The sequence below is a fragment of the Winogradskyella sp. KYW1333 genome, from assembly GCF_003335675.1.
Lineage (GTDB): Bacteria > Bacteroidota > Bacteroidia > Flavobacteriales > Flavobacteriaceae > Winogradskyella.
On sequence record NZ_QPHL01000017.1, the window covers coordinates 538,600 to 563,098 of the forward strand.

Here is a 24,499-nt window from a genome sequence, read left to right on the forward strand (position 1 = left end):
ACCTTAACAGCCATAGTTGAATTTCTTTAAATTTAGGCATTATTTAGTTTTATGAAACATTTAATTTCTTTGATTTTTTCCATTTTAATATTTGGCTGTGCAGCTAGTGTTTATAAATCTGAGAAAATAAATGGCGTAAGTTTTGTGGCTATGAATACAGCTGTAGATAGCACTAATATAGTACCGGTAGTTGAGGTAAATGCTAATTATGCTGCTGTTATGCCATTTGGATTTATAAGAGATTTAGATCAACCTAAGGTTATACATAATACGGATAGACAATGGTATGGTGAAACTAGGGCAGGAGCAAAGCAATACATATACGAATTACAGAAGAAAAATATTTCCATTATGATAAAACCTCAAATATGGGTTAGTCGTGGAAAATTTACTGGAGAAATAATGATGCAATCTGAAACCTCTTGGAAAGAACTAGAGGATTCATACAGTAATTTTTTAATGGAATATGCAGAACTTGCTGAAGAAGTAAATGCAGAAATTCTTTGTGTTGGTACCGAACTAGAACTGTTTACAAAATACAGACCTGAATATTGGTACTCGCTAATAGAAAAGATTAGGTCAGTCTACAAGGGTAAGTTAACTTATGCTGCCAATTGGAATGAATATAGAAAAACACCTTTTTGGGATAAATTGGATTTTATTGGTATTGATGCCTATTTTCCAGTAAGTGATCATAAGACTCCGAGTTTTGAAGATTGTTTGGCTGGATGGCAAAAACATAAATTTGAAATATTAAAATTATCAAGTACCTATAAAAAGAAAGTACTTTTTACTGAGTATGGTTATCGCAGTGTAGATTATGCAGGTGAAAAACCTTGGGATTATTCTAATAGGGAAGGGTCTGTAAATCTTGAAGCTCAAGTAAATACCACAAAAGCGCTATTTGAAACATTTTGGTATGAAGACTGGTTTGCTGGAGGATTTGTTTGGAAATGGTTTCATATTCACAATAAAGTCGGTGGTCCAGATAATAATATGTTTACACCACAGAATAAACCAGCCCAGGAGGTTATAAGAGTTCAATACGGATATTCAAACAACTATTAAATGCGAAACTTAGTTATTGGAGATATTCACGGTGGTTTAAAGGCCCTTGTTCAGTTATTAGAACAATTGAAAGTTAAATCAGGAGATAAACTTGTTTTTCTTGGTGATTATGTTGATGGCTGGAGCGAATCTGCACAAGTTATTCAGTATCTTATTGAGTTGTCTAATGCTGTAGAGTGTGTTTTTATTAAGGGTAATCACGATGTTTGGTGTGAAGATTGGCTCAGGGAAGGATTGGCAAATCCAGTGTGGTTAGCTCATGGTGGTAAAGAAACTGTTGAAAGTTATTCTGAATTTACGTATGAAGAAAAAAAGCAACATCTACAGTTCTTTCAAGCTATGGAACTTTTTCATTTAGACAAGGCAAATAGATTATATGTACATGCTGGGTTTACATCTATGCATGGCGTACAACGAGAATATGAAATAAGAAATTTTTACTTTGATAGAACCCTATGGGAAATGGCTTTAACAATGGATAAACGTATTTCTAAAACATCTGACAGATATCCTCAGAGATTAACCCATTACTCGGAAATTTATATTGGCCATACTCCAACATTGAATTATCATAAGCATGAACCTATGAATGCTGTTAATGTGTGGAATGTTGATACAGGTGCCGCTTTTACAGGGAGGCTTTCAGCTATGAATGTTGATACAAAAGAAGTCTTTCAAAGTGATCCTGTTACTTATTTGTATCCTAAAGAGCGAGGCAGAAATAAGTAATTATTTTACATGATTTTTGTAATAGTGATAGATGTCATTGGCATCAGCACCCAACCAACGTTTTACATAAATGGTCCAGAAGTGATATTGTAATTTCCAAATGCCAACTTTTTTGTATTGTCTTGCTGAGGTTCTTATTTTACTATTTATAACTACAAATTGTTTTCGGGCATATAGTTCATTAATTAAAATATTGTCCTCATAAATAAGGTAATCTTCATCATAGCCACCAATATCTTTGAATAGTTCTCGTGTTATAAATTGACTTTGATCGCCTCCACGACATGGTCTCCAATTAAATTGTGTGAGCCAACTGGCAAGTCTTAACCACCAATGATTACTATCAAACTGCATTCTAAAGCAACCAGCCTTATTTTCTTTAGAAATATCATCTAAAATTAAAATATCGAAATTCTTTGGAGGTAAAGCATCAGCATGAAGAAAATATAAGACCTCACCATTCGAAGCTTTAGCACCCAAATTCATTTGTTTTGCTCTTCCTTTTTCTGAGTTTAAAAGTTGAACATCAGCAAAGCAAGCAACAATATCCTTTGTTTTGTCCGTACTGCCACCATCTACTACAATTATATCTGAAATATTGGAGCTATTTGAATTGGCATCGATATGATGCAATAGTTTCCCGATGAATTTTTCCTCATTAAGAACAGGAATAACAATTGAAATCTTACTCATTCAAGTCCCAATTATAGTCCTTGAAACTTTTACTTGCAGTGTCAGAAATCTGAACTTCAGAATACAAATTCAGAAAATCAATTAGGTTTCTGTATTGTTTGAAATCTTTAGCAAACCACTTAAATATTTTGGAGAGTCTAATTCTGTTAGTAGAAATTTCGTTCTTAGATGAATCACTAAGAAATTCTTTGGTTGAATTTGTCAGTAACGTTTCAAGGTTTGAAGCTGTGAAGGCTTCATTTTGAAGTTTGGGGCAAGATTCTGAAGCACAGACAATGGCAAAGTGGATTCTAGGTTCATTCATCTTACGCAATATTTTGTGTTCAATATCATTGAGATTTAAACACTTATCACCAAATTTCCATAATCGCTGGTCCCATGGATCTTTTATGTCCTTAATGCTTTTGATAGGATAATTACGTAGAATCAAGTCGACAGTTAAGGCATTATAGGCGTTGATCCAAAAGGCTAATTTTTCTTCCTGGGAATAATCATTAATTTTAGAAAAACCCATTTTTAGCATCTTTATATAAACTGCTAAACCTTTTGCGTCTTTTTGAAATCCTTTGTAATTAACAGAACCATCTTCTGTTACATATTTTTTTAATAGGGCCTCCCAGATTTCATGGTTTTCATAAAATCGTTTCGAAATATTTTGATGAAAACTTAGATCATTAATAGAATCATTTTGTTTTTCTTTCATAAGTTCCTTTGCCTCATCTAAACTTTCGGCTTCAGCTATTGTAGTTCCTTTATCATCAGTAACCTCAATCATTTCAAATATTTCGCCTTCTTCTGGTATTGGAGGAGGAGGTGGAGGAGGTGGCATCGTTGCATCAGGTACCTTCGTAATAATCAATGAATCTATCACAGCTTTATCTTGTGAAGTATTCTTAACAACTTCTTTTTTTGTACCACAGGAAAACAAACCTAGTGCAACAAAAAGGATTAAAGTTCTAATAAGTGTCATGCCATTTTGTTTAGCAACATCCACCACCATCGTAGTGAAATGTTGATTCACTAATGTAGACGTCGTCTCTACCCAACCCTTTCAATGCACCTGCGGTTTTATCGCAAACTGCTAAAGGTTGGTTTTTGAGTAATGTGTGGCCTGCCTTATCATCAAAATAATCATTTTCACCAAAATAGATGGCGGCTTTTCCTGTAAAAACACAAGGCCCATCCACTGGCATAGGATCTTTTATAGCTGCAACTTCTATGGATTCTATATATATTAATTCGTCTGTTGGATAGTGTTTAGGGTCCAATATTCTATAAGGTTTTCTGGCTCTTATTTCAATTGTACCAAATCCCGCATCAGTAAGGGCTTTTACATATTCTGCAATTGGCAAGCTACCGCTGAGGCACAAAGCTCTTAATCTCTCGTCATTACGTAATGCATCATTCATCGGTTGTTCGCATGTAGGGTCGCTCATTACTAACCTGCCATGAGGTTTAAGTACACGGTACATCTCATCAATGGCTTTTTTAAGATCATCTGCTTTGAAGATATTGAAAAGGCAATTTTGTGCTGCTACATCTATGCTATTATCTTCTACGGGAAGATTCATAGCATCACCCTTTTTAAGTTCAACAAAATCACTTTTAAACCATGGATTTAGTTCTTCAGCTTCCTTAAAATTTTTACGTGATGCCTCTAACATTTCATCAACCACATCAATACCAATAACGCCACCTTTCTGCCTGTTGAAATATGCAAACTGCAAAAGTTCCATACCACCTCCAACACCAACATAAAGCATTTTGGGATTGTTGGTTAAATCTCGTGCATGCACTGTACTGCCACAACCATAGTTCATTTCTTGCATTATTCTAGGAATCTTTAAACCTGGAAGTTCCCAGATAGGATTTGTGGTACAGCATAATCCAACATCTGGCGTTAAAGCAGCTTCCTTATATACATCGTGTGTGGTTTCTAAATAACTCATTTATAATGTCTTTATTAATTCTTTAAATAGGGTTATCATATTAGGTTCGGCTTTGTTTGCCATTTCTATGATTTCGGTGATATTTACAGGTTTAAGATTATCAGGATCACATTCGTCTGTTAAAACTGAAATTGCCGAGGCTTTTAGACCTAAATGATTTGCAACTATTATTTCTGGTACTGTACTCATACCTACCGCATCTGCACCAATAATCTTCAGCATTCTGTACTCAGCTCTGGTTTCTAATTGCGGTCCAACAACACTTGCATATACACCTTTATGTAGTTTAATATTATTAGTGTTTGCAATTTCTTCTATTGTTGTATTTATCTCAGAATTATAAGGAGCGCTCATATCAGTAAAACGCTCACCTAATTCTGATACACCTTTAAAGGCTAATGGAGAGCTACCTTGCAAATTAATATGATCATCAATTAACATTAGCTCGCCTTTCTTAAAATCTAAATTAATAGCACCTGCAGCATTGGAAACTAAAAGAGTTTTTATTCCGAGTTTTTCCATTATTCTAACTGGGAAAGTAACATCTTGAAGTGAATAGCCTTCGTAAACATGGAAACGGCCTTGCATTACAACAACCTTTTTGCCTGCTAATTTACCGAAAATGAGTTTTCCCTTATGAAACTCTACAGTTGCGGTAGGAAAGTTTGGAATGTGATTATAACTGGCCTTTGCAATTATCTCAACCTCGTTTATGAGTTGACCAAGTCCAGTACCTAAAATTATACCAATTTCAGGTTTGTCAAAGCCTTTGCTCTGCAAATATTCTGTGCTTTCAGTTATGTATTTAATCATTTAACTGTTGTATTTTTTCTTGTAATTCTAAGTTTGATTTATAGAAATCTGAAGCAATTAAATCTTCATAAGTATCAATGTCATTTAATGTTTCTAAGGTACTTACTGAAACGTTTAATTTTTGTAACTCCTGTAACGTTGTCTTCAATAGATGATTTTGACTCCATGGTTTATTCTGAAATATTTCAGGCACCATCGATCTAAGGCCAATTAAATAATAACCACCATCTTCTGCAGGTCCGAATACTGAAACTGAATCATCAAGTGAATTAATACTCTCTTTAATATGACAGGATGTAATTGTTGGTAAGTCAGAACCAATTAAGACTATTTTTTTATAACCAGCATTAAAACTATCATTGAAGGCATTATACATTTTTTCGCCTAAATCTTCCCCTTGCTGAACAGTTTTGTTTTCATTTGGCCAATGAGATTCTGTTATAGAACTAGAGTAATAAATTTTAATGTCACAGTTTAGGTTTCTTGTTGCTTTCTCTGTAACTTTTACGAGTTCTGAGTAAACTTCAAAAGCACCAATGTCTCCAATGGTCTTTGCTAATCTTGTTTTTACAGTACCGAGAGTTATATTTTTTACAAAAACTATTACTAATGCTTTAGTCATATACCTTTTTACCTTTTAAAAGCCATTTGCTCCAATCCTTTGAAAATGCATGTACATTTTCAGTTGCTTCTTCTTTCGAATTATAAACCGTGAAGTTATTGTTTTTCCATTCAAAAATACCGCCAAACAAATTGTAAACATTTTTATGGCCCTCTTTCTTTAGTTTTTCTGCAATGTCTTCAGATCTTACACCTATGGAGCAATACACAACTATCATGGCATCATTATCCGATAAAAATTTTTTAGTTTCAATAAGACTAAAATTATCATAGCCTACATGGATAGCATTTTTGAGATGGCTAACTTTATATTCTTCAATTTCTCGAGCATCTAATAATACTGCTTCTACACGTGGCGTTGCCAATTCATTTGCAGTAATATATGGGATACTTTCTTTATTGTATTTTTTTAATACGTCAGCTATAGTTTCTTGAGAAAAAGAAAATAGGTTAACTATTGAGAATATGATTAATAGGGAATTTTTCATAATGTTAAGCAACGGTTCCTTGGCAGCTGCTTCCAGCGCCCGCTGTACAGCCGTAACAATGTTGTGAAATAATAATATTTCTTCCTTCTAATAGCTCTTCATTGTATTGAGAAATGTGCTTTACTTTGCTATTTACAGGTAACTCTAACATCTGGTTAAAATCACAATCGTATAAATATCCATCCCAGCTTATTGATAAGGTATTTGTGCACATAACATTAGCTACAGCATCAGGATTGTAGGCATCTACCAATTGATACATGTAGTCTTCGTAGTTTTCTGAAGCAATTAAATAATCCAAGAATCTACTTATCGGAAGATTTGTAATAGCAAATAAATTATGAAATTGAATACCAAAATCTTCTAGTAATGCCTTTTTAAAATCCTTTTCCATCGAAGCCTGATTGCCAGGAAGAAATGCACCAGATGGGTTGTAAACTAAATCTAACCTCAAGCTACTATTGGGCATGCCATAACCAATATCATTTAATTCCTGTAACGCTTTAATGGATTTGTCAAAAACACCATCACCACGCTGTTTGTCGGTTTTGCCTCTTGTCCAATGTGGCATGGAGCTCACCACGTGAACATTGTGTTTTTTGAAGAATTCTGGTAAATCATAATACTTTTTATTTGCTCTAATTATGGTGAGATTTGATCGCACTATAAAATCTTTAATACCTGCTTTTGATGCTTCTTCAACAAACCATCTAAAATTAGGATTCATTTCAGGTGCACCACCTGTGAGATCTAAAGTATGTGCCTCCGTATTTTTTATTACTTCCAGACATTGAATCATTGTCTCTTTGGTCATAATTTCCTTTCTGTCAGGGCCAGCATCTACATGACAATGCTCGCAGACTTGATTACACATATAACCAACATTAATCTGTAATATTTCAAGTTTTTTCGCCTTAAGTGGAAATTGATTCGTATCCGCAATTTTATCTTTAAATTTTGGTAACTCACCATTCTGAAAAATTCCATTTGATAGAATTTCTAACTGTCTTTTGCTCTGAGCTAATAAACTCTCTCGCTTATGAAGAGATTGGGTTTTAACTTTTGTCATTTAATACTATCCATCAAGTTTATTCACTTTATTCATCATCTGAACACCATGCACTAAGGTTGCACCACTTTTAATTGCAGCTCCTACATGTATGGCTTCCATCATTTCTTCTTTGGTAATTCCACGTTCTAATCCATCTTTAGAATAAGCATCTATGCAATAAGGACATTGCTCTGTATGTGCGACTGCTAATGCAATTAATGATTTTTCTCTAGCAGTTAATGCACCTTCTTCAAATACCTTACCGTAATAATCAAAGAATTTGTTTCCAAGTTCTTCGCTCCAGTCATTGATTTTGCCGAATTTCCTGAGGTCTGCAGGGTCGTAATATGTTTTAGACATTGATTAGTTTATTATTGGTTTTTACAAAAAATCAAGATAGTATTTTTTGTCGAAGTTAATTCTTAAAGATTACAGAAAATATCAATATTCATAAAACAAGTTGTTTGCCAATAAACTAATAATCAATTTTGTCTTCTTTATCTTCCCAATTTTTAAAAACTTTTAGAGCAGTTTCTCTTGCCAATTATTTCACCATCTTTTACAACTATATATCCAAATGGGCCACCTTCATTATTTTTCACTCCATTTATTGCAACTTCTATTGCCTTTATCATAAACTGTTATTTGTTATTCATAGGACATCAACTTTCATTAATTCGTATAGTAATCTCAATATTATTTTAAGGATATTTATTATTAATAAAAAATTTCGAGAATTAGGCTAATATCTTAAATGATTTTAAATCTAAAAAATAACCTTTAATACTAGAATCTTCGGTCTGGATGAAAGCCATCAATATTTAAGGATGTCTTTTTATTTGAGATAATCTCTGAAACTAAAAGACCTGTTGCAGTACTCATACTCCAGCCCATCATGGCATGACCAGCAGCTATAGTAAGGTTAGGGCACCTTGTTGATTTTCCAATATAGGGTAATCCATCTGGTGAAATAGGGCGTAATCCACATGCGGCCATTTCTTTTTCTGAATGAGTTAATTCTACAGTTGGATAATAACGTTTAGCTGCATGTGCAATAGCGTCAACTCTTACTTTATTAATATTATGGTTAATTCCTGCAATTTCCATTGTACCAGCGAAACGTGTAAACCCATTCATAGGTGTTACAGCCGCTTTTGCTTCGGTTAATATGGCTGGAATCGTTATGCCTGTAGGTTTTTCTGTATTTATACGATAACCTTTCCCCGCCTGTAAGAGCAATTTTAAACCTAATTTTTTACTTAATAATGAACTCCATGAGCCAGCAGCAAGAACGACTTCATCCACATTTAAGGATTGTTTATTAGTTTTAAGAGCTTTTATGTTTTGTTTTTCAACCACTAAGTCTTCAACTTTTTCATTAAGGTAAAAAGTAACCCCTGCTTTATGTAAATAGTCCTTCATGTCTCTCATAAATTCATGAGGAGTGGTGTGGTGGTCACATTTAAAGTAGGCACCACCGATGGTATCAATTTCTACATTAGGTTCTAATTCTTTAATTTCTGAGGGTGTTACTCCTTTAGCTTCTAATCCAAGTACTGTTGCCATTGCTACAAGCTTAAGTTCTTCGTCTAACATTTTTTGAGTTTGACAAAGCATAAATAAACCCTTCTTCTCGTAATGTGCCGTAAATTTTTCAGTTGATTTTATTTCATCAAAGAGCTTCTGACTCAAAACAGCAATATCTCTAATTAATGGAGCAGATCTTGTAACATGATCTGCATTGCATGATTTGTTAAAGGCCCATGCCCATTTAAAAAAATCTAAATTTAATCGAGGTTTTATATATAAAGGACTTGAAGAATTAAACATCCATTTTAATCCTTTTTTCATTACACCTGGTGCGGATAATGGAATTATGTGACTAGGAGATAAGTATCCTGCATTAACGTAAGAAGTACCGGAATTTAGATTTGATTGATCTACAACAGTTACCTGATAACCTTCCTTAAGTAGAAAATAGGCTGAACATAAACCTATAATTCCGCCACCAATAATAACAACATTTTTACTCATATTTAATTCGCACGCACCTAATAAATATAAACTAAAAATAAATTTTGTAATTGAATTAAATAAAACATTAATTAAGAATTTGATTCTAAACTGGAAAACCTAAACAAGACTGTCTGGGTTTTTGAGATAAATAGCACATTAACTTAAGCAACACATTTCGACTTAGTGATAATGGTACTTGAGTTAACTTTAAATATTGGATTCAAGAATCTTTCCAATTGGTCAAATTCAATTAAGAATGCATCATGCCCATGGATAGATTTAATTTCGTGAATTGCCACATTGTTCTTTACGCCTTTTAAATCAACAAAAGCAGACCAGTTTTCTTCTGGTTTGAAGAATAGATCTGAATTAATCGTGACAATATGGATGTTTGATGATATCTGACGTGCAACCTCAATAAAATTACCTCTTCCTTCGGTTATGTCAATAGTTCTTAATATATGATTCATCATTTTGTATGCAGAAAGTATAAATCTATCGCTTAGTCTCTTTCCATGATGATTTAACCAAGATTCTACATTAAATAAATTTGAGTTTCTCTTTGATCGCTCAAATTTTTTGGTAAAGGATTCAGGTGTTCTATAAAGAGTCATAGCATGCATCCTTGCATCTTCTAAAGGTTTTCTAGAATTATTTAGAATAGCATCTTGAATATGGCAATTTGCAATTAGCCAATCTGTAGATTTCCAATCAGTTGCGATTGGAATAAGGTTATTAATAAGATTTGGTTTTAGTGTTGCTAATTCCCATGCAATGCCTCCACCAACGGAACCGCCAATTACAGAAAATACAGAATCAATACCAAGCTCCTCAATTCCAAAAGCAAAAATTTTGGCAATATCCCTAGCGTTATAATCTTTATAATTATCGATTAAATCGTTTGCCGAAGTATCAAAACCATTCCCGGGAATATTGAACGCCAAAATGGTATAAGTACTAGTGTCAATACACTTATCTGCACCAATCAGGTCATTCCACCAGCCATTTGGTCCAATAACAGTAGAGTTTCCGGTAAGTGCGTGAATTACTAAAACAATCGGTGCTTTTCCTAAATCAATACCAAAAGTCTGGTAAGACAAGGAAAGTTCCGAAGTCTTACCAGAATTGGTTTTAAAATTTGAAATTTTGATATGTTTTAATCTACTCATTATAGATTTATGAAATATTATATTCTTTTTCTACCGCAATTGAAATTGGTGTTGAATTTTGAAGATTATCCTTAACAGGGCAACGGTCTTCAACTATCTGTAACCATTTTGTTAAAGTTTCAATATCTGCATCTGTATCAGGGATTAAATGAAGTTTAATAGATTTAAAACCTGCTCGTTCTACATTAGAGCTTCCCAAAAACCGATTTGGGTTTAATTCGCCATTAACTTCAATCTTTAAATTATTGATGGTAAATCCTAGTTCTTTCGCAACAACATGTCCAACCACGTTTATACAACCAGCAAATCCTGCTAGTATATACTCAACTGGATTTGGATAGTCGTCGGTGCCACCCAAGGCTTCTGGTTCGTCAACTGTTAATGTAAATTGTCTTGTATTTCCTATGAATTTTGTTTCTGAAGTACTAACTCCTGAAACACTAAATTGTAAATTACTCATTTTTCTGTCTTTTAGATTTTTAAATTATAACAGATGCCCTAATAAAAGCGCATTTGTTTCAACTAAACAACACTAAAGGCTAGTTTTGAAGAGCTATTTGCTGTTTCACAACGGCAAAGGCTTCTTTTAAATCGGCTTTTAAATCTTCGATATTTTCAATTCCAACAGAAAGTCGAATAAGATCTTTGGTTACACCAGTGCTCTCTTGTGCCTCATCACTAAGTTGTTGATGTGTTGTGCTAGCAGGATGTATTATTAGCGATTTGGTATCGCCAATATTTGCTAAAAGAGAGAACAGTTTTGTTTTGTCTGCAATAATCTTCGCCGCGTCATAACCCCCTTCTACTCCAAAGGTTACTATACCGCTTTGTCCTTCAGGTAAATATTTGTCAGCAAGGACCTTGTAATTGCTGGTTTCTAGTCCAGGATAGTTTACCCAAGTAACTTCAGGTTGATCTTGCAACCATTTTGCTAATTCTAGTGCATTTTCACTGTGTTTCTTAATTCGTAATTCTAAAGTCTCCAATCCTTGGATGATCTGAAATGCGTTAAACGGGCTTAAAGAACCACCATAATCTCTTAACCCTTCAATTCTCACCTTAGCAATAAAAGCTGCAGCTTCAAGAGCTTCACTATAAACTAGACCATGGTAACCAGCAGACGGTTCTGTGAATTCTGGGAATTTACCATTAGTCCAATCAAAAGTACCAGCATCAATAATTACGCCTCCCAACGCTGTACCATTACCATTAATGTATTTTGTTAATGAATGGATTACAATATTAGCGCCATATTCTATTGGATTTAGTAGATACGGTGTGGCAACGGTATTATCTACGATTAAAGGCACCTTATATGCTTTTGCTTCATTAGCTATAGCTTCAATATCAAGAACATCTAGCTTTGGGTTTCCTAATGACTCAATGAAGAAAGCTCTTGTATTTTCTTGAGCTGCTCTATTAAAGTTTTCAGGATTAGATGGATCCACAAATGTAGTGGTTATACCATGTCTAGGTAATGTAACACTCAATAAATTATAGGTGCCACCATAAAGACTGTTCGATGCAACAATATGGTCACCTGCTTTCAATAGTGTTAATAAACTAGTTGCAATTGCAGAAGTGCCTGAGGCTGTCGTTACTGCAGCAATCCCACCTTCTAGCGTAGCCAATCGCTGTTCTAAAATATCATTTGTTGGATTGTTAATTCTGGTATAAATATTACCAGTTTCGGCTAATGCGAAAAGATTAGCCGCATGATCTGAATCATTGAACACGTATGCTGTTGATTGATAAATTGGAACAGCTCTTGTTCCGCCATTTTTTTCAACATCGTGTCCTGCATGCAACGCATTGGTTGCGAATTTTTGTGTACTCATTTTTCTAAGTTTTTGAGTTAATAAATAATTAAACCAAAAGCCAAATAAGCTTCTTGTGAAGCGTACTTAATAGAAAAATGTTATAAAGAAATAAGCCAATTGCAGATGAGTAATTGGTCTTTAGTTATCTATCCAAACTTGCAAAAAATGACTTGCTCGTTTAAGTAGAATTTAGCACCTTCTCAGTAAATCTGAGGGTTGCTAAGGTTTCATCGGGTCTAATCCCTCCACCTTTCTTGATAACATTTCAGTAAGTTTTTGAACTTTATGAGTACAAATATTGCATCACAGAAATTTAAAATCCAAATTTAATTTTGGTTTTTATGCTTTTTTTATGAATTCGTGAAAATCAAGGCGCGTATTTTGTCAAATATTTATTTTTAATGATCTCACTAACGGTTTTATTCTCAATTTTACTCTCTAACCAAGAAATAATATCAAGATAAAGAAATGATCTGCGCTCAAAAGGATGGTCTTCATAAACCTTAAGTCTTTCTAGTAAATCTTTAAATGCGTTCTTAAGATCGTGTGGATAAATATCTTGTAAGCCTCTGATAAATTTTATCATTTCCTTTTGAACTTCATGTAAGTCGTTCATTTTAATCAAGAACTTGTAGGTGCTTCTCAACAAAGAATCTAAATGATAATCTAGGCCTGCTTCATAATGAGCAACAAGATTCAAAACTCTAGAAAAACAGAGTAAATCCTCGCGCATTGATAGAGATTTGTTAGTGATAATCTTATTAAGATGTTTTATACAAGCTTTATTGTTGCCAGCTCCAAATTCTAAACTAGCAAATTTGTAGTAAAATATCATTTGATGATGAGGGTCAATACGATTGCTGTATTCTAACAACTGGTTTTCTATTTTAGGAATAAGTTCTAGTCCATCTTCAAAACTCCCATCAATAAAATGCTGGTTTATACTATGAAAATTAGTATACAAGAAAACCAATGTAGAAACATTTTGATCTTTAATAAATTTTGTATTATCAACCGTTTCTTTTAAGTGATTTAATTTCTCTACAAACTTGGGTTTATTTCTCAAATAGAAAATTGACTCTAAGAGGTAATTATTTCCCTTTAAAAAGAATACAGGGTTTAGGTTTATCATTTTGGGGTTGTCATAAAAAAGATCGACAAGTTTAGATGAGTACTTATAACAACTTAAAAAGTCTTGCATTAAAAAACTGTACCATAGATGTGCTTTATATAACCATAGTTTTTCTCTAAAGCCAATTTTTTTGAAATCAATCTTTGGTAGCCTGTCATTAAAATATTTTGTAACAACTTGGCTTTCATCTTGATTTTTAACATAGCCGGTTTTTAGCATTATGCTATATAATTGAAGAGATAGGTTTGATAATTTCGAAGCAATAACATTTAATGAGCTTAACTCTTTAGCTTGTATAGCAAGTTCATCTGCACGATTACTGATACTTCGTGTAATGTACTGGGCTTCAATAATTTTTTCGAGTTCAACAATTTCAAATGCCATATTTTTTTCTTCGTTTGAAATTGCCAAATCTTTGGCTTTATCTAAAATTTTTAGACTTTGCTTGTATAATCCTTTGTGATAAAGAATTGAGGCAAAATCTAGTTGTTCTCTAATTTGAGAACGAACATTTTGATGTGATGGGTTTAGCTTTAAACTAATTAATATTTGCTTATAGAGATGAGCTTTAACATTGGGGAGTTGTTGTTTTTTAACAATCCCTGTCTTAATTATAGCAGCTTCATCATAAACTTTAGCCTTATCTAAAAAGTTGAATAAATTTAAGAATTTTGAGTCTGTATTTACACCTAGTCTACCTACATAAAGCTTGAACTGTCTTTTTTCGGACTTGTTCAAGGATTTTACCAGTGAAAATAAGTTGTCTTTTTGACCTTTAGTTATCAATTGAAATATGGCTTATGTTACTGATTATCATATATATAATATACTTTATTGAGTTTGAACATCGTAAAATCAAAAGGCATGGAATATACAAACTAAGTTTCAAGGTATAAATTCGTATAACAATACTAAACTTTATTTTGATAAATGTCAAAAAACAATATTCAAATATTTGATACAACCTTACGAGACGGAGAGCAAGTACCAGGTTGCAAACTAAACACTGAACAGAAGGTTGTCATTGCGTCAAAATTAGATGCTTTAGGTGTAGATGTGATTGAAGCTGGATTTCCAGTATCAAGTCCAGGAGATTTTAAATCGGTTGAGGCTATTTCCAAAATTGTTAAAAATGCAACAGTATGTGGTTTAACAAGGTCTGTTGAAAATGATATAAAAGTAGCAGCTGAAGCTTTAAAAAAAGCTAAGAAGCCACGAATCCATACCGGAATTGGAACTTCTGAGTCACATATTCTTCACAAATTTAAAACTACAAAAGAGGATATTTTAGAAAGAGCTTATGTTGCTGTAAAATATGCCAAGTCTTTTGTTGAAGATGTTGAGTTCTATGCTGAGGATGCTGGTAGAACAGATAATGAATACTTGGCTAGAGTATGTGAAGTTGCCATAAAAGCAGGTGCAACTGTTTTAAATATTCCTGATACTACGGGCTATTGTTTACCAAGTGAGTATGGTGCGAAAATTAAGTACCTCATGGAGAATGTAAAGGGGATTGAAAAGGCGATTTTGTCTTGTCATTGTCATAATGATTTGGGATTGGCAACTGCAAACTCAATAGAAGGTGTTATTAATGGTGCAAGGCAAATAGAATGTACTATAAATGGTATTGGTGAACGTGCTGGAAATACTGCTTTGGAGGAAGTAGTTATGATTTTGAAACAGCATCCATATCTTAACCTTGATACTAATATTAATACATCAATGCTATATGGCATTAGTCAATTGGTGAGTGATAATATGGGTATTTATACCCAACCTAATAAGGCTATAGTTGGTGCTAATGCCTTTGCACATAGTTCTGGTATACATCAAGATGGTGTGATTAAAAATAGAGAGACTTACGAGATAATTGATCCTAAAGATGTTGGTGTTACTGACTCTGCTATTGTTCTTACTGCACGAAGTGGGAGAGCTGCTTTAGCATACAGAGCTAAAAAAGTTGGTTACGAATTAACAAAACTTCAATTAGATGAGGTTTATAGTAACTTTTTAAGTTTTGCTGATAGAAAAAAACAAATAGATGACAATGATATTCATCAAATTATAGAAACGAGTAGAGTTTATAACGAAATAATATCGGCATAGGCTATGGGAAAAACATTATTCGATAAAGTCTGGGATGCTCATGTTGTAAGTAATATTGAAAATGGTCCTCAGATCTTATACATAGATAAGCATTTAATACACGAAGTTACGAGTCCTCAAGCTTTTAATGAATTGAAAGAGCGAGGAATTCCTATTTATAGGCCAAGCCAAACAGTTGCAACTGCCGACCATAATACACCAACCCTGAATCAAGATAAACCAGTTAAAGATGAGTTGTCAAGGAAACAATTACAACAACTTTCAGAAAACTGTAAAGCCAATAATATTACATTATACGAGTTAGGCCATAAATATAATGGAATAGTGCATGTAATGGCTCCGGAGTTAGGTATTACGCAACCAGGAATGACAATGGTATGTGGAGACAGTCACACATCAACTCATGGAGCATTTGGAGCCATTGCTTTTGGTATTGGTACAAGTCAAGTAGCTCAAGTATTTGCTAGTCAATGTTTGTTGCTTACTAAACCTAAAAGTCTTAGAGTTTCTGTAAATGGAAAGCTAAAGCCAGGTGTTCTTCCTAAGGATGTAATCCTTTATATCATATCAAAACTTGGCACAAATTCTGGTACGGGTTATTTCTGCGAATATGCGGGAAACGTGTTTGAAGAAATGAGTATGGAAGGTAGAATGACGGTCTGTAATATGAGTATTGAAATGGGGGCAAGAGGTGGAATGATTGCGCCAGATGAAATTACCTTTGAATATGTAAAAGGAAGAGAGTTTGCACCAAAAGATGATGATTTAACCAAAAAATTAGAATATTGGAAAACTCTACCAACAGATAAAGATGCAAAATTTGATAAAGAGTATTTCTTTGATGCTGAGGATATAGAGCCTATGGTAACCTATGGTACTAATCCAGGAATGGGAATAAAAATCAATGGTAATATACCTGTTGAAAACAACCTGTCTTTTAAAAAGTCATTGAAATATATGAATTTTGAAGCTGGTGAGAGTTTAATTGATAAACCAATTAACTATGTGTTTATTGGTAGCTGTACAAATTCTAGAATTGAAGATTTTAGAGTTGCCGCTAATTATGTGAAAGGGAAGAGAAAAGCAGATAATGTTACTGCGTGGTTAGTTCCAGGAAGTAAACAAGTAGAAGCACAAATAATTAAAGAAGGACTAAAGGATATTTTTGATGATGCTGGTTTTGAATTACGACAACCTGGTTGTTCTGCATGCTTAGCTATGAATGATGATAAAATTCCTCAAGGTGAATATTGCGTGTCAACCTCTAATAGAAATTTTGAAGGTAGACAAGGTCAAGGTTCAAGAACCATATTGGCCAGTCCGTTAGTGGCAGCTGCTACAGCTGTTGAAGGAAGAATAATTGATATTACAAAACATTTAAATTAATGGAGAAGTTTATAACACTTAGGTCAACAGCTATTCCGTTGAATATAGAAAATGTTGATACTGATCAAATTATACCTGCTCGATTTTTAAAAGCTACTGATAAAAAGGGTTTTGGTGATAATGTTTTTAGAGACTGGAGGTATAAAAAGGATGGTTCTGTAAATACTAGTTTTGTTTTAAACAATTCAGATTATAAAGGAAGTATTTTAGTCGCAGGAAATAATTTTGGATGCGGATCTAGCAGGGAACATGCTGCTTGGGCCATTGTTGGTTACGGTTTTAAAGTTGTAGTTTCTAGTTTTTTTGCTGATATATTTAAGGGAAACGCATTAAATAACGGACTACTACCTGTTCAAGTTTCTGAACCTTTTTTGAGTGACATCTTAAACGAAATTGAGTCTAATCCAGAAACAGTTATTAAAGTTAATCTTGAAGAGCAAAAAATTTCTATTGAACGAAAAAATATTTCAGAAAAATTTGAAATAGACCCATATAAGAAAACTTGCATGATCAATGGTTATGATGACATTGATTACCTTGTTAATAATAAAGAATTAATTGAAGCTTTTGAAGCTCAAAAAATATTTTAAAGAATTAGATGAAATTAAAAATAGCATTATTACCAGGTGATGGTATAGGGCCAGAAGTAACTAACCAAGCGGTTAAGGCATTAAAGGCTATTGCTTCAGAATACAATCATAATTTTCAGTTTACTCAAGCGAATGTAGGAGCTGTTGCAATTGACAAGTTTAACGATCCCTTACCCAAAGAAACATTAGATTTATGTAAATCTAGTGATGCGGTTTTATTTGGTGCCATAGGTCATCCTAAATATGACAATGATCCTTCAGCTAAAGTTAGGCCAGAACAGGGTTTGTTGAAATTGAGAAAAGAGTTAGGGCTTTATGCAAATATTAGACCAGTTAAGGCGTATCCAACTTTATTAAATAAATCACCCTTAAAAAAGGAAATAATTGAGGGCACGGATATTTCTATTTATAGAGAATTAACTGGTGGAATTTATTTTGGAAAGAAAGAACTTAGTGATGATGGAAATATTGCGTCAGATTTGTGTGAATACTCAAGACCAGAGATTGAGCGTATTGCACATTTGGCATTTAAATCTGCACAAACTAGAAACCATAAAGTTACATTGGTTGATAAGGCAAATGTGCTAGAAAGTTCTCGATTATGGAGGCGGGTAGTCACAGAGGTTGCAAAGGGGTATAGTCAGGTAACTTTAGATTTTCTTTTTGTAGATAATGCGGCCATGCAAATGATTCTTAACCCTAAGCAGTTTGATGTTATCTTAACTGAGAATATGTTTGGCGATATTATAAGTGATGAAGCTAGTGTTATTGGTGGTTCAATAGGATTGTTAGCTTCGGCATCTGTTGGAGACAAATATTCCATGTTTGAACCTATACACGGATCCTTCCCTCAAGCTACGGGAAAAGGAATTGCGAATCCAATTGCCTCAATTTTATCCGCAGCAATGTTGCTAGATCATTTTAATTTAAATACAGAAGCAGAATTAATAAGAGCTGGTGTGGAAAAATCTTTAAAACTTAAAATTTCAACACCAGATATTAATCCAGCGTCAGATAAAGTGACAACTTCAATTGTTGGTGATTTCATTGAAGATTTTATCTTTAATCCCAAGGAGACAAATCTAAATTTCATGAATATTCATTTAGGTCAATCAACAATTATTTAAATTATGCCAACAGAGCCAAAACTGAAGCGTTTTAACCAAAACGTTTTATCTAAATATCAGATATACAATAGTATATTTATGACCCTTCCTTTTGACACCCTCTCTAAAACTGTGGCTTTACTGCCATTGTTTTATGAAACATGTAAAAAAGGATTTGACAATCATGAAGATCCTACCATTATTGTTAATACGTTTTTTAAGAAGTATCAAGCAAGAAGATCTGCACAGAGTCAGATAAATCTATTGTTCAGGTTCATTCAATATATAGAACGACAAGTGGTTTTGTTTGATGCAGTAGAGGATGCGGCCTTTCCTGTAGTTAACAATATGGAAGGTATTGGGACATTGAGAAGTTTAAAAGAAAACGCCCAAGCAGAAAATAAAATTGAATTATTGCAAGAGTATTTAGAAGCTTTTAAAGTTAGAATAGTATTAACAGCACATCCAACGCAATTTTATCCTGGCACCGTTTTAGGGATAATTACAGATTTAGCTGAAGCTATTAAAGTTGATAATCTTACTGAAATTCGAAGTTTACTTGGTCAGTTGGGTAAGACTCCTTTTTTCAAAGATAAAAAGCCGACACCTTATGATGAAGCTGTCAATCTTATTTGGTACTTAAAAAATGTATTCTATCATTCATTTGGAGATATATATGATTATGTTCAAACAAATATTTTTGAAAAAAAAGAAATTGATAATTCAATTGTAAATATTGGTTTTTGGCCAGGTGGAGATAGAGATGGCAACCCGTTTGTGACACCTCAAATAACGCTAAATGTAGCGCGAAAATTAAAAGAATCTATAATTAAAAGTTACATTAAAGATGTAAAGTATTTGAGAAGGCGACTAACCTTTAAAGGAATTAGAGAAAGAATTATAGATTTAAATCATAGACTTCATAACACATTATTACATAAAGACCATTCTACTAGAATTTCACTTATAGAATTTAGGCGAGAGCTTTATGATATTAGAGATGTACTAATAAACGAACATCAATCATTATTTGTAGATAAAGTAACCACTCTAATTAATAGAACTACTCTTTTTGGATATCATTTTGCAAGTTTAGATATAAGACAAGATAGTCGTGTGCATGATGCCATGTTTAGAGCTTTGGTAAAGGAATTAATTGAAAATAAAACTGAATTGTTCCCTGAAGACTTCCATGATTATTCGCTTGATAAACAATTAAAGCACCTGTCTGAAATAAAAGGTTTAATAGCAGATGATATTGAATTTAAGGATGAAATGGCAATTAATATTGTTGAGACAATTAGAGCCATGAAAACCATACAAGATAAAAATGGTGAAATTGCATGTAATAGATACATCATAAGTAATAATCAAACAACAATGAATGTGCTTCAGTTGTTTGCAATGCTTAAGATAATTGCCTTTGGAGACAATCTGACGGCCGATTTAGTTCCATTATTTGAAACAGTTACGGATTTGGAAGCTTCGCCAGCAGTAATGGAGGAGTTATATACAAATCCAAATTACAGAAAACACCTTGAGGAAAGAGGAAACAAGCAAACAATTATGCTTGGTTTCAGTGATGGTACTAAAGATGGTGGATATTTAATGGCTAACTGGGCAATATTTAAAGCAAAAGAGAGATTAACTGCATTATCAAGAAAATATGATATTGATGTGATATTTTTTGATGGTAGAGGTGGTCCACCAGCAAGAGGAGGAGGTAAGACTCACCAGTTTTATGCATCTTTAGGACCAACCATAGAAGACAAAGAAATTCAGCTTACAATACAAGGACAGACCATTAGTTCTAATTTTGGTACTGTTGATTCTTCTCAATATAATATGGAGCAATTGATAAGTTCGGGTATTTCAAATAGATTGAATGATAAGAATTTAGAGATGCTAAAAGAAGATAAATTGGTTATGGATAACTTGGCGAATCTAAGCTATGATACCTATATCAATTTTAAAAAGCACCCGAAATTTTTATCATACCTTGAACAAATGAGTACTTTGAAGTACTATGCTAAAACCAATATTGGCAGTAGGCCTTCAAAAAGAGGTAAATCTGACAGTTTAGTTTTTGCAGATTTACGTGCTATACCGTTCGTGGGATCCTGGAGTCAATTAAAACAGAATGTTCCTGGATTTTTTGGAGTTGGTACAGCATTAAAGCATTATGAAGAGAAGGGTGAGTTTGAAAAAGTACAACACTTGTATCAAGAATCTAGATTTTTTAGAGCACTTATTGCAAATAGTATGATGTCTTTGTCTAAGTCCTTTTTCAACTTAACTAGATACATGTCTGAAGATCCAGAATATGGTGATTTTTGGAATCTTATTTATGAGGAGTATTTAACCTCAAAGCGCTTGATATTAAAACTTACTGGTTCAAAAGAACTCATGGAAGACGAACCAGTTTCTAAAGCTTCAATTGATGTTAGAGAATCTATAGTCTTACCTTTGCTGACCATACAACAGTATGCCCTTAAGAAAATTCAAGAGTTAGAGAAAGATAAGTCTAACAATGCGGAAGAAATAAGGGTGTTCGAAAAAATGGTTACTAGATCATTGTTTGGGAATATTAATGCAAGTAGAAATTCTGCTTAACATATAAAAATCAATAAAAACTAAAAAGCCTTATAGATTTCTATAAGGCTTTTATGTTGTTTATTAGAAGACTATAGTGAATTAAAAAACCCCCAAAAACATTACATTTCAGAGGGTTTTTAACTAACAACTAATTATCTAAACAATCAATCTAAAATTTATATTTAATGTTCGTTCATTCTAAAATCAGGGTATGCATCCATACCATGTTCATGACCGTCTAAGCCCTCTAACTCCTCGCGCTCAGAAACTCTGATTCCAACGGTTTTCTTAAGTATAAATATTATTATGAAAGATGATACAATACAAATGGCAGCGTATGAAGCTACACCTATAAGTTGACTTAAAAATTGTGCGCCACTAGCCAGGTTTCCAAAGAGACCTACAGCTAATGTTCCCCAGATACCACATATTAAGTGTACTGCAATTGCTCCAACAGGATCATCTAATTTTAATCTGTCAATAAAGCTAACTGCAAATACGATAAGTGCGCCGGCAACTGCTCCAATTAAAATGGCATCGGTTGGACTCATTTGATCAGCTCCTGCTGTTATACCAACTAAACCACCTAGAATACCATTTAAGAACATAGTTAAGTCTAAGTTTTTAAACATAGCACTAGAGACTAATGCTGAAACAACACCACCTGCAGCTGCGGCTAAACAAGTTGTTACAAGAGTTAAAGATGTAAGTTCAGGGTCAGCTGATAAAACTGAGCCACCATTAAATCCAAACCAGCCTAACCAAAGAATCAAAACACCTGCTGTTGCTAGTGGTATATTATGACCTGGTATTGCTTGAAGCTTTCCATCTTTAAACTTGCCAATTCTGGCACCAAGCAAACAAACTGCAACAACAGCTGCCCATCCACCTACTGAGTGAACTAATGTTGAACCTGCAAAATCATAAAAAGGAGTCTCCATGCTGTCTAAGAATCCACCACCCCATTTCCATGATCCGGCAATTGGATAAATAATACCAACATATAGCACGGTAAAAATCATAAACGGACCAATTTTAATACGTTCTGCAACAGCTCCAGAAACAATCGTTGCTGCCGTTGCGGCAAACATTCCTTGAAATAAGAAATCAGTCCAGTAAGTATAACCTTCGTTATATGCAAGATCTAGAGCACCAGCATCTGTTAATGGTGCATCTAATCCAAAACCTGCGAATCCTAAAAACCCATTAAAATCCCCAGGATACATTAAGTTAAATCCAACAAGACAATAAAGCAAAAGGCCAACTGTAATTATAAATATATTTTTAAATAAAATGTTAATCGTATTTTTTTGACGTGTCAGTCCAATTTCCAGAAATGCAAAACCTAAATGCATAAAGAAAACTAGCGCAGTACAGATCATCATCCATACATTATTTGTAGTTAATAATTCCATGTTTTTTATTTTAAAGTATTTCCTCCTTTTTCCCCTGTTCTTATTCTATAGACTTCCTCGATATTTGATACGAAGATTTTTCCATCACCTATATCTCCGGTTGCACCAGATTCTAAAATGGCTTTTATGGTTACATCCTCAAAATCATCATTAACTACTATTGATAAATAGCGTCTTTGAATATCACTTGTGCTGTAGGAAATACCGCGGTAAACGTGTCCTTCTTTTTCGTTTCCAAGTCCAGTTACATCCCAATAAGAGAAGAAGTTGACACCTACATCGTGTAATGCTCCTTTTACCGAAGAAAACTTGGATTTTCTAATAATTGCTTCGATTTTTTTCATGTTGTTATTTGTTAGTATTTAGATAATTATTTAAACACTTAAAGATGACTTATATAGTTAAGTCACCTTTAAGTTTGTATAGTTAGTAAAGTTTAGATTTATTCATTATCAAGTTCTCTCTGTCTTTTACCTGGATAAGCAATTGACCCATGTTCAGAAATATCAAGTCCTTGAATCTCTTCTTCCTCAGTAACGCGTAGTCCTAGAGTCTTTTTAAGTATAAAAAAGACTATTGCTGAAAGGACTATTGCCCAAGCCGCATATGCCAAAACACCTATGGCTTGAGAACCTAATTGAGAAGCACCACCACCGTTAAGTAAACCAATGCCTGTATCACCATCAACACCCCAAAGACCAATAACTAATGTTCCCCAGGCTCCTACTACACCATGAACTGAAACAGCACCTATAGCATCATCAACTTTAAGCTTTTTTTCAATAAACTCAATTGAGAAAACCACTATTACACCACCAATAAGACCTGCTAAAACGGCACCACCGTCTGTCATATTTCCACACCCTGCAGTTATACTTACAAGACCAGCAAGTGCACCATTAAGTGTTTGGGATAAGTTTGGTTTACCATACCATATCCAAGTTGTAACTAACGCTCCTAAGGCTCCAGCTGCTGCAGCCAAATTGGTTATTAAGACCACTGTTGAAGCACCAACGGCATCATCTCCTCCCCAAGCTAGTTGAGAACCACCATTGAATCCAAACCATCCTAGCCAAAGGATAAAAACTCCTAATGTTGCTAAAATTTGATTATGACCTGGAATCGGTAACACTTTGCCATCAACAAATTTTCCAATTCTTGGGCCTACCATAATTGCAGCTATCAATGCAGCCCAGCCACCAACGGAGTGTACAATTGATGATCCAGCAAAATCTATAAATCCTAGTTCGGTTAACCAACCTGAACCTTGCCACTGCCATCCACCAGAAATAGGATAAATAATTGCAGTCATAACAATTGAAAATATAATATATGTTGTATATTTTGTTCTACCGGCAATTGCTCCTGATACAATTGTAGCCGCAGTTGCTGCAAACATTGTTTGAAAGAACAGGTCTGCTCCTTCTCCTTGCATTAACCCACTCCAAAAGAACCATCCATTTGAAGTGTCACCATACATTAACGAATAACCTATGAACCAGTAAGTCAATGATCCAACGCATATATCTAGCACATTTTTCATTGCTATATTCACTGCATTTTTTGACCTAGTCATACCAGATTCAACCAACGTAAATCCTGCTTGCATGAAAAACACTAGGATACCAGATAATAACATCCATAGCATTCCCATGTCACCTTCAACAGCTGAAGTATCTTGAATTATAAGGGGCATATTTAATAATGACATAATTTTTAATTTTTTTAGTTAGATAATCTAGCACCTACTAA

Annotated in this window: 24 protein-coding genes and 1 riboswitch; of the genes, 7 read left to right on the forward strand and 17 right to left on the reverse strand. The window is 33.8% G+C overall.

Features of this window, described 5'->3' with window-relative positions; genetic code table 11:
• The first annotated feature begins 51 nt into the window (after positions 1–51).
• Positions 52–1,068, forward strand: coding sequence for a glycoside hydrolase family 113 (locus tag DUZ96_RS12210; RefSeq protein WP_114302211.1), 1,017 nt, complete (start codon positions 52–54; stop codon positions 1,066–1,068).
• A complete protein-coding gene (locus DUZ96_RS12215) occupies positions 1,069–1,797 on the forward strand; it encodes a metallophosphoesterase (RefSeq protein WP_114302212.1) in 729 nt (242 codons plus the stop codon).
• Here the strand turns inward: DUZ96_RS12215 and DUZ96_RS12220 are convergent, their stop codons facing one another.
• The 14 genes from DUZ96_RS12220 to DUZ96_RS12280 all read right to left on the reverse strand — a co-directional run bounded on the left by DUZ96_RS12220 (position 1,798) and on the right by DUZ96_RS12280 (position 14,332).
• Positions 1,798–2,490 carry a TIGR04283 family arsenosugar biosynthesis glycosyltransferase gene (locus DUZ96_RS12220; RefSeq protein WP_114302213.1) on the reverse strand — a complete coding sequence of 231 codons (693 nt, stop codon included), beginning with the start codon at positions 2,488–2,490 and terminating at the stop codon, positions 1,798–1,800.
• A complete protein-coding gene (locus DUZ96_RS12225) occupies positions 2,483–3,511 on the reverse strand; it encodes a DUF547 domain-containing protein (protein ID WP_258774387.1) in 1,029 nt (342 codons plus the stop codon). Before DUZ96_RS12225 ends, DUZ96_RS12220 begins: the two co-directional genes overlap by 8 nt.
• Entirely contained in the window at positions 3,471–4,439 is a 969-nt protein-coding gene (gene arsM / locus DUZ96_RS12230; RefSeq protein ID WP_114302214.1) for an arsenosugar biosynthesis arsenite methyltransferase ArsM, read from the reverse strand. The genes DUZ96_RS12225 and arsM overlap by 41 nt, the downstream gene beginning before the upstream one ends.
• Complete coding sequence (locus DUZ96_RS12235) at positions 4,440–5,252, reverse strand: purine-nucleoside phosphorylase (RefSeq protein WP_114302215.1); 813 nt, start codon at positions 5,250–5,252, stop codon at positions 4,440–4,442.
• Positions 5,245–5,874: a TIGR04282 family arsenosugar biosynthesis glycosyltransferase gene (locus DUZ96_RS12240; RefSeq protein WP_114302216.1), complete on the reverse strand. Its 630-nt coding sequence runs from the start codon at positions 5,872–5,874 to the stop codon at positions 5,245–5,247. The genes DUZ96_RS12235 and DUZ96_RS12240 overlap by 8 nt, the downstream gene beginning before the upstream one ends.
• The gene (locus DUZ96_RS12245; protein ID WP_114302217.1) at positions 5,867–6,361 is read right to left on the reverse strand and encodes a rhodanese-like domain-containing protein; all 495 of its coding nucleotides are present in this window, start codon (positions 6,359–6,361) and stop codon (positions 5,867–5,869) included. The genes DUZ96_RS12240 and DUZ96_RS12245 overlap by 8 nt, the downstream gene beginning before the upstream one ends.
• Positions 6,362–6,365: 4 nt before the next feature.
• On the reverse strand, positions 6,366–7,430 hold the full coding sequence (gene arsS / locus DUZ96_RS12250) for an arsenosugar biosynthesis radical SAM (seleno)protein ArsS (RefSeq protein ID WP_114302218.1): 1,065 nt from the start codon (positions 7,428–7,430) through the stop codon (positions 6,366–6,368).
• Positions 7,431–7,436: 6 nt separating this feature from the next.
• Entirely contained in the window at positions 7,437–7,772 is a 336-nt protein-coding gene (locus tag DUZ96_RS12255; RefSeq protein WP_114302219.1) for an arsenosugar biosynthesis-associated peroxidase-like protein, read from the reverse strand.
• 152 nt (positions 7,773–7,924) lie between these two features.
• Positions 7,925–8,047, reverse strand: coding sequence for a hypothetical protein (locus tag DUZ96_RS13170; protein WP_258774388.1), 123 nt, complete (start codon positions 8,045–8,047; stop codon positions 7,925–7,927).
• Positions 8,048–8,198: 151 nt separating this feature from the next.
• Positions 8,199–9,446 carry an FAD-binding oxidoreductase gene (locus DUZ96_RS12260; protein ID WP_114302220.1) on the reverse strand — a complete coding sequence of 416 codons (1,248 nt, stop codon included), beginning with the start codon at positions 9,444–9,446 and terminating at the stop codon, positions 8,199–8,201.
• A gap of 143 nt (positions 9,447–9,589) precedes the next feature.
• Positions 9,590–10,597, reverse strand: a complete 1,008-nt coding sequence (locus DUZ96_RS12265; protein ID WP_114302221.1) for an alpha/beta fold hydrolase — start codon at positions 10,595–10,597, stop codon at positions 9,590–9,592.
• 7 nt (positions 10,598–10,604) lie between these two features.
• Entirely contained in the window at positions 10,605–11,057 is a 453-nt protein-coding gene (locus tag DUZ96_RS12270; RefSeq protein WP_114302222.1) for an OsmC family protein, read from the reverse strand.
• A gap of 79 nt (positions 11,058–11,136) precedes the next feature.
• A complete protein-coding gene (locus DUZ96_RS12275; RefSeq protein WP_114302223.1) occupies positions 11,137–12,435 on the reverse strand; it encodes an O-acetylhomoserine aminocarboxypropyltransferase/cysteine synthase family protein in 1,299 nt (432 codons plus the stop codon).
• Between the two features lie 121 nt (positions 12,436–12,556).
• A riboswitch (SAM riboswitch) is annotated at positions 12,557–12,681 on the reverse strand.
• A 103-nt stretch (positions 12,682–12,784) separates the two neighbouring features.
• On the reverse strand, positions 12,785–14,332 hold the full coding sequence (locus tag DUZ96_RS12280; protein WP_114302360.1) for a hypothetical protein: 1,548 nt from the start codon (positions 14,330–14,332) through the stop codon (positions 12,785–12,787).
• 147 nt (positions 14,333–14,479) lie between these two features.
• Between DUZ96_RS12280 and DUZ96_RS12285 the strand changes: the two genes are divergently transcribed.
• The 5 genes from DUZ96_RS12285 to DUZ96_RS12305 are packed head-to-tail and all read left to right on the forward strand — an operon-like array spanning position 14,480 to position 21,350.
• Entirely contained in the window at positions 14,480–15,655 is a 1,176-nt protein-coding gene (locus DUZ96_RS12285; protein ID WP_114302224.1) for a 2-isopropylmalate synthase, read from the forward strand.
• Between the two features lie 3 nt (positions 15,656–15,658).
• Entirely contained in the window at positions 15,659–17,041 is a 1,383-nt protein-coding gene (leuC, locus tag DUZ96_RS12290; protein ID WP_114302225.1) for a 3-isopropylmalate dehydratase large subunit, read from the forward strand.
• Positions 17,041–17,631, forward strand: a complete 591-nt coding sequence (leuD, locus tag DUZ96_RS12295) for a 3-isopropylmalate dehydratase small subunit (protein ID WP_114302226.1) — start codon at positions 17,041–17,043, stop codon at positions 17,629–17,631. Before leuC ends, leuD begins: the two co-directional genes overlap by 1 nt.
• 8 nt (positions 17,632–17,639) lie before the next feature.
• Positions 17,640–18,758: a 3-isopropylmalate dehydrogenase gene (gene leuB / locus DUZ96_RS12300; RefSeq protein WP_114302227.1), complete on the forward strand. Its 1,119-nt coding sequence runs from the start codon at positions 17,640–17,642 to the stop codon at positions 18,756–18,758.
• 3 nt (positions 18,759–18,761) lie between these two features.
• A complete protein-coding gene (locus tag DUZ96_RS12305; protein WP_114302228.1) occupies positions 18,762–21,350 on the forward strand; it encodes a phosphoenolpyruvate carboxylase in 2,589 nt (862 codons plus the stop codon).
• Between the two features lie 164 nt (positions 21,351–21,514).
• Here DUZ96_RS12305 and DUZ96_RS12310 read toward each other — a convergent pair whose 3' ends face one another.
• The 3 genes from DUZ96_RS12310 to DUZ96_RS12320 all read right to left on the reverse strand — a co-directional run bounded on the left by DUZ96_RS12310 (position 21,515) and on the right by DUZ96_RS12320 (position 24,443).
• Positions 21,515–22,747 (reverse strand): ammonium transporter, encoded by a 1,233-nt coding sequence (locus tag DUZ96_RS12310; protein ID WP_114302229.1) that lies wholly within the window; start codon positions 22,745–22,747, stop codon positions 21,515–21,517.
• 5 nt (positions 22,748–22,752) lie between these two features.
• Complete coding sequence (locus DUZ96_RS12315; RefSeq protein WP_114302230.1) at positions 22,753–23,091, reverse strand: P-II family nitrogen regulator; 339 nt, start codon at positions 23,089–23,091, stop codon at positions 22,753–22,755.
• A gap of 98 nt (positions 23,092–23,189) precedes the next feature.
• The gene (locus DUZ96_RS12320; RefSeq protein ID WP_409010771.1) at positions 23,190–24,443 is read right to left on the reverse strand and encodes an ammonium transporter; all 1,254 of its coding nucleotides are present in this window, start codon (positions 24,441–24,443) and stop codon (positions 23,190–23,192) included.
• Positions 24,444–24,499 lie beyond the last annotated feature (56 nt).

Coding starts and splice junctions, on each gene's coding strand:
- DUZ96_RS12310 (WP_114302229.1), bottom strand. CDS start 22,747: ATGGAATTATTAACTACAAATAATGTATGGATGATGATCTGTACTGCG.
- DUZ96_RS12210 (WP_114302211.1), top strand. CDS start 52: ATGAAACATTTAATTTCTTTGATTTTTTCCATTTTAATATTTGGCTGT.
- DUZ96_RS12285 (WP_114302224.1), top strand. CDS start 14,480: ATGTCAAAAAACAATATTCAAATATTTGATACAACCTTACGAGACGGA.
- DUZ96_RS12245 (WP_114302217.1), bottom strand. CDS start 6,361: ATGAAAAATTCCCTATTAATCATATTCTCAATAGTTAACCTATTTTCT.
- DUZ96_RS12270 (WP_114302222.1), bottom strand. CDS start 11,057: ATGAGTAATTTACAATTTAGTGTTTCAGGAGTTAGTACTTCAGAAACA.
- DUZ96_RS12220 (WP_114302213.1), bottom strand. CDS start 2,490: ATGAGTAAGATTTCAATTGTTATTCCTGTTCTTAATGAGGAAAAATTC.
- DUZ96_RS12320 (WP_409010771.1), bottom strand. CDS start 24,443: ATGCCCCTTATAATTCAAGATACTTCAGCTGTTGAAGGTGACATGGGA.
- leuC (WP_114302225.1), top strand. CDS start 15,659: ATGGGAAAAACATTATTCGATAAAGTCTGGGATGCTCATGTTGTAAGT.
- arsS (WP_114302218.1), bottom strand. CDS start 7,430: ATGACAAAAGTTAAAACCCAATCTCTTCATAAGCGAGAGAGTTTATTA.
- DUZ96_RS12305 (WP_114302228.1), top strand. CDS start 18,762: ATGCCAACAGAGCCAAAACTGAAGCGTTTTAACCAAAACGTTTTATCT.
- DUZ96_RS12265 (WP_114302221.1), bottom strand. CDS start 10,597: ATGAGTAGATTAAAACATATCAAAATTTCAAATTTTAAAACCAATTCT.
- leuD (WP_114302226.1), top strand. CDS start 17,041: ATGGAGAAGTTTATAACACTTAGGTCAACAGCTATTCCGTTGAATATA.
- DUZ96_RS12260 (WP_114302220.1), bottom strand. CDS start 9,446: ATGAGTAAAAATGTTGTTATTATTGGTGGCGGAATTATAGGTTTATGT.
- DUZ96_RS12240 (WP_114302216.1), bottom strand. CDS start 5,874: ATGACTAAAGCATTAGTAATAGTTTTTGTAAAAAATATAACTCTCGGT.
- DUZ96_RS12235 (WP_114302215.1), bottom strand. CDS start 5,252: ATGATTAAATACATAACTGAAAGCACAGAATATTTGCAGAGCAAAGGC.
- DUZ96_RS13170 (WP_258774388.1), bottom strand. CDS start 8,047: ATGATAAAGGCAATAGAAGTTGCAATAAATGGAGTGAAAAATAATGAA.
- DUZ96_RS12215 (WP_114302212.1), top strand. CDS start 1,069: ATGCGAAACTTAGTTATTGGAGATATTCACGGTGGTTTAAAGGCCCTT.
- leuB (WP_114302227.1), top strand. CDS start 17,640: ATGAAATTAAAAATAGCATTATTACCAGGTGATGGTATAGGGCCAGAA.
- DUZ96_RS12255 (WP_114302219.1), bottom strand. CDS start 7,772: ATGTCTAAAACATATTACGACCCTGCAGACCTCAGGAAATTCGGCAAA.
- DUZ96_RS12275 (WP_114302223.1), bottom strand. CDS start 12,435: ATGAGTACACAAAAATTCGCAACCAATGCGTTGCATGCAGGACACGAT.
- DUZ96_RS12315 (WP_114302230.1), bottom strand. CDS start 23,091: ATGAAAAAAATCGAAGCAATTATTAGAAAATCCAAGTTTTCTTCGGTA.
- arsM (WP_114302214.1), bottom strand. CDS start 4,439: ATGAGTTATTTAGAAACCACACACGATGTATATAAGGAAGCTGCTTTA.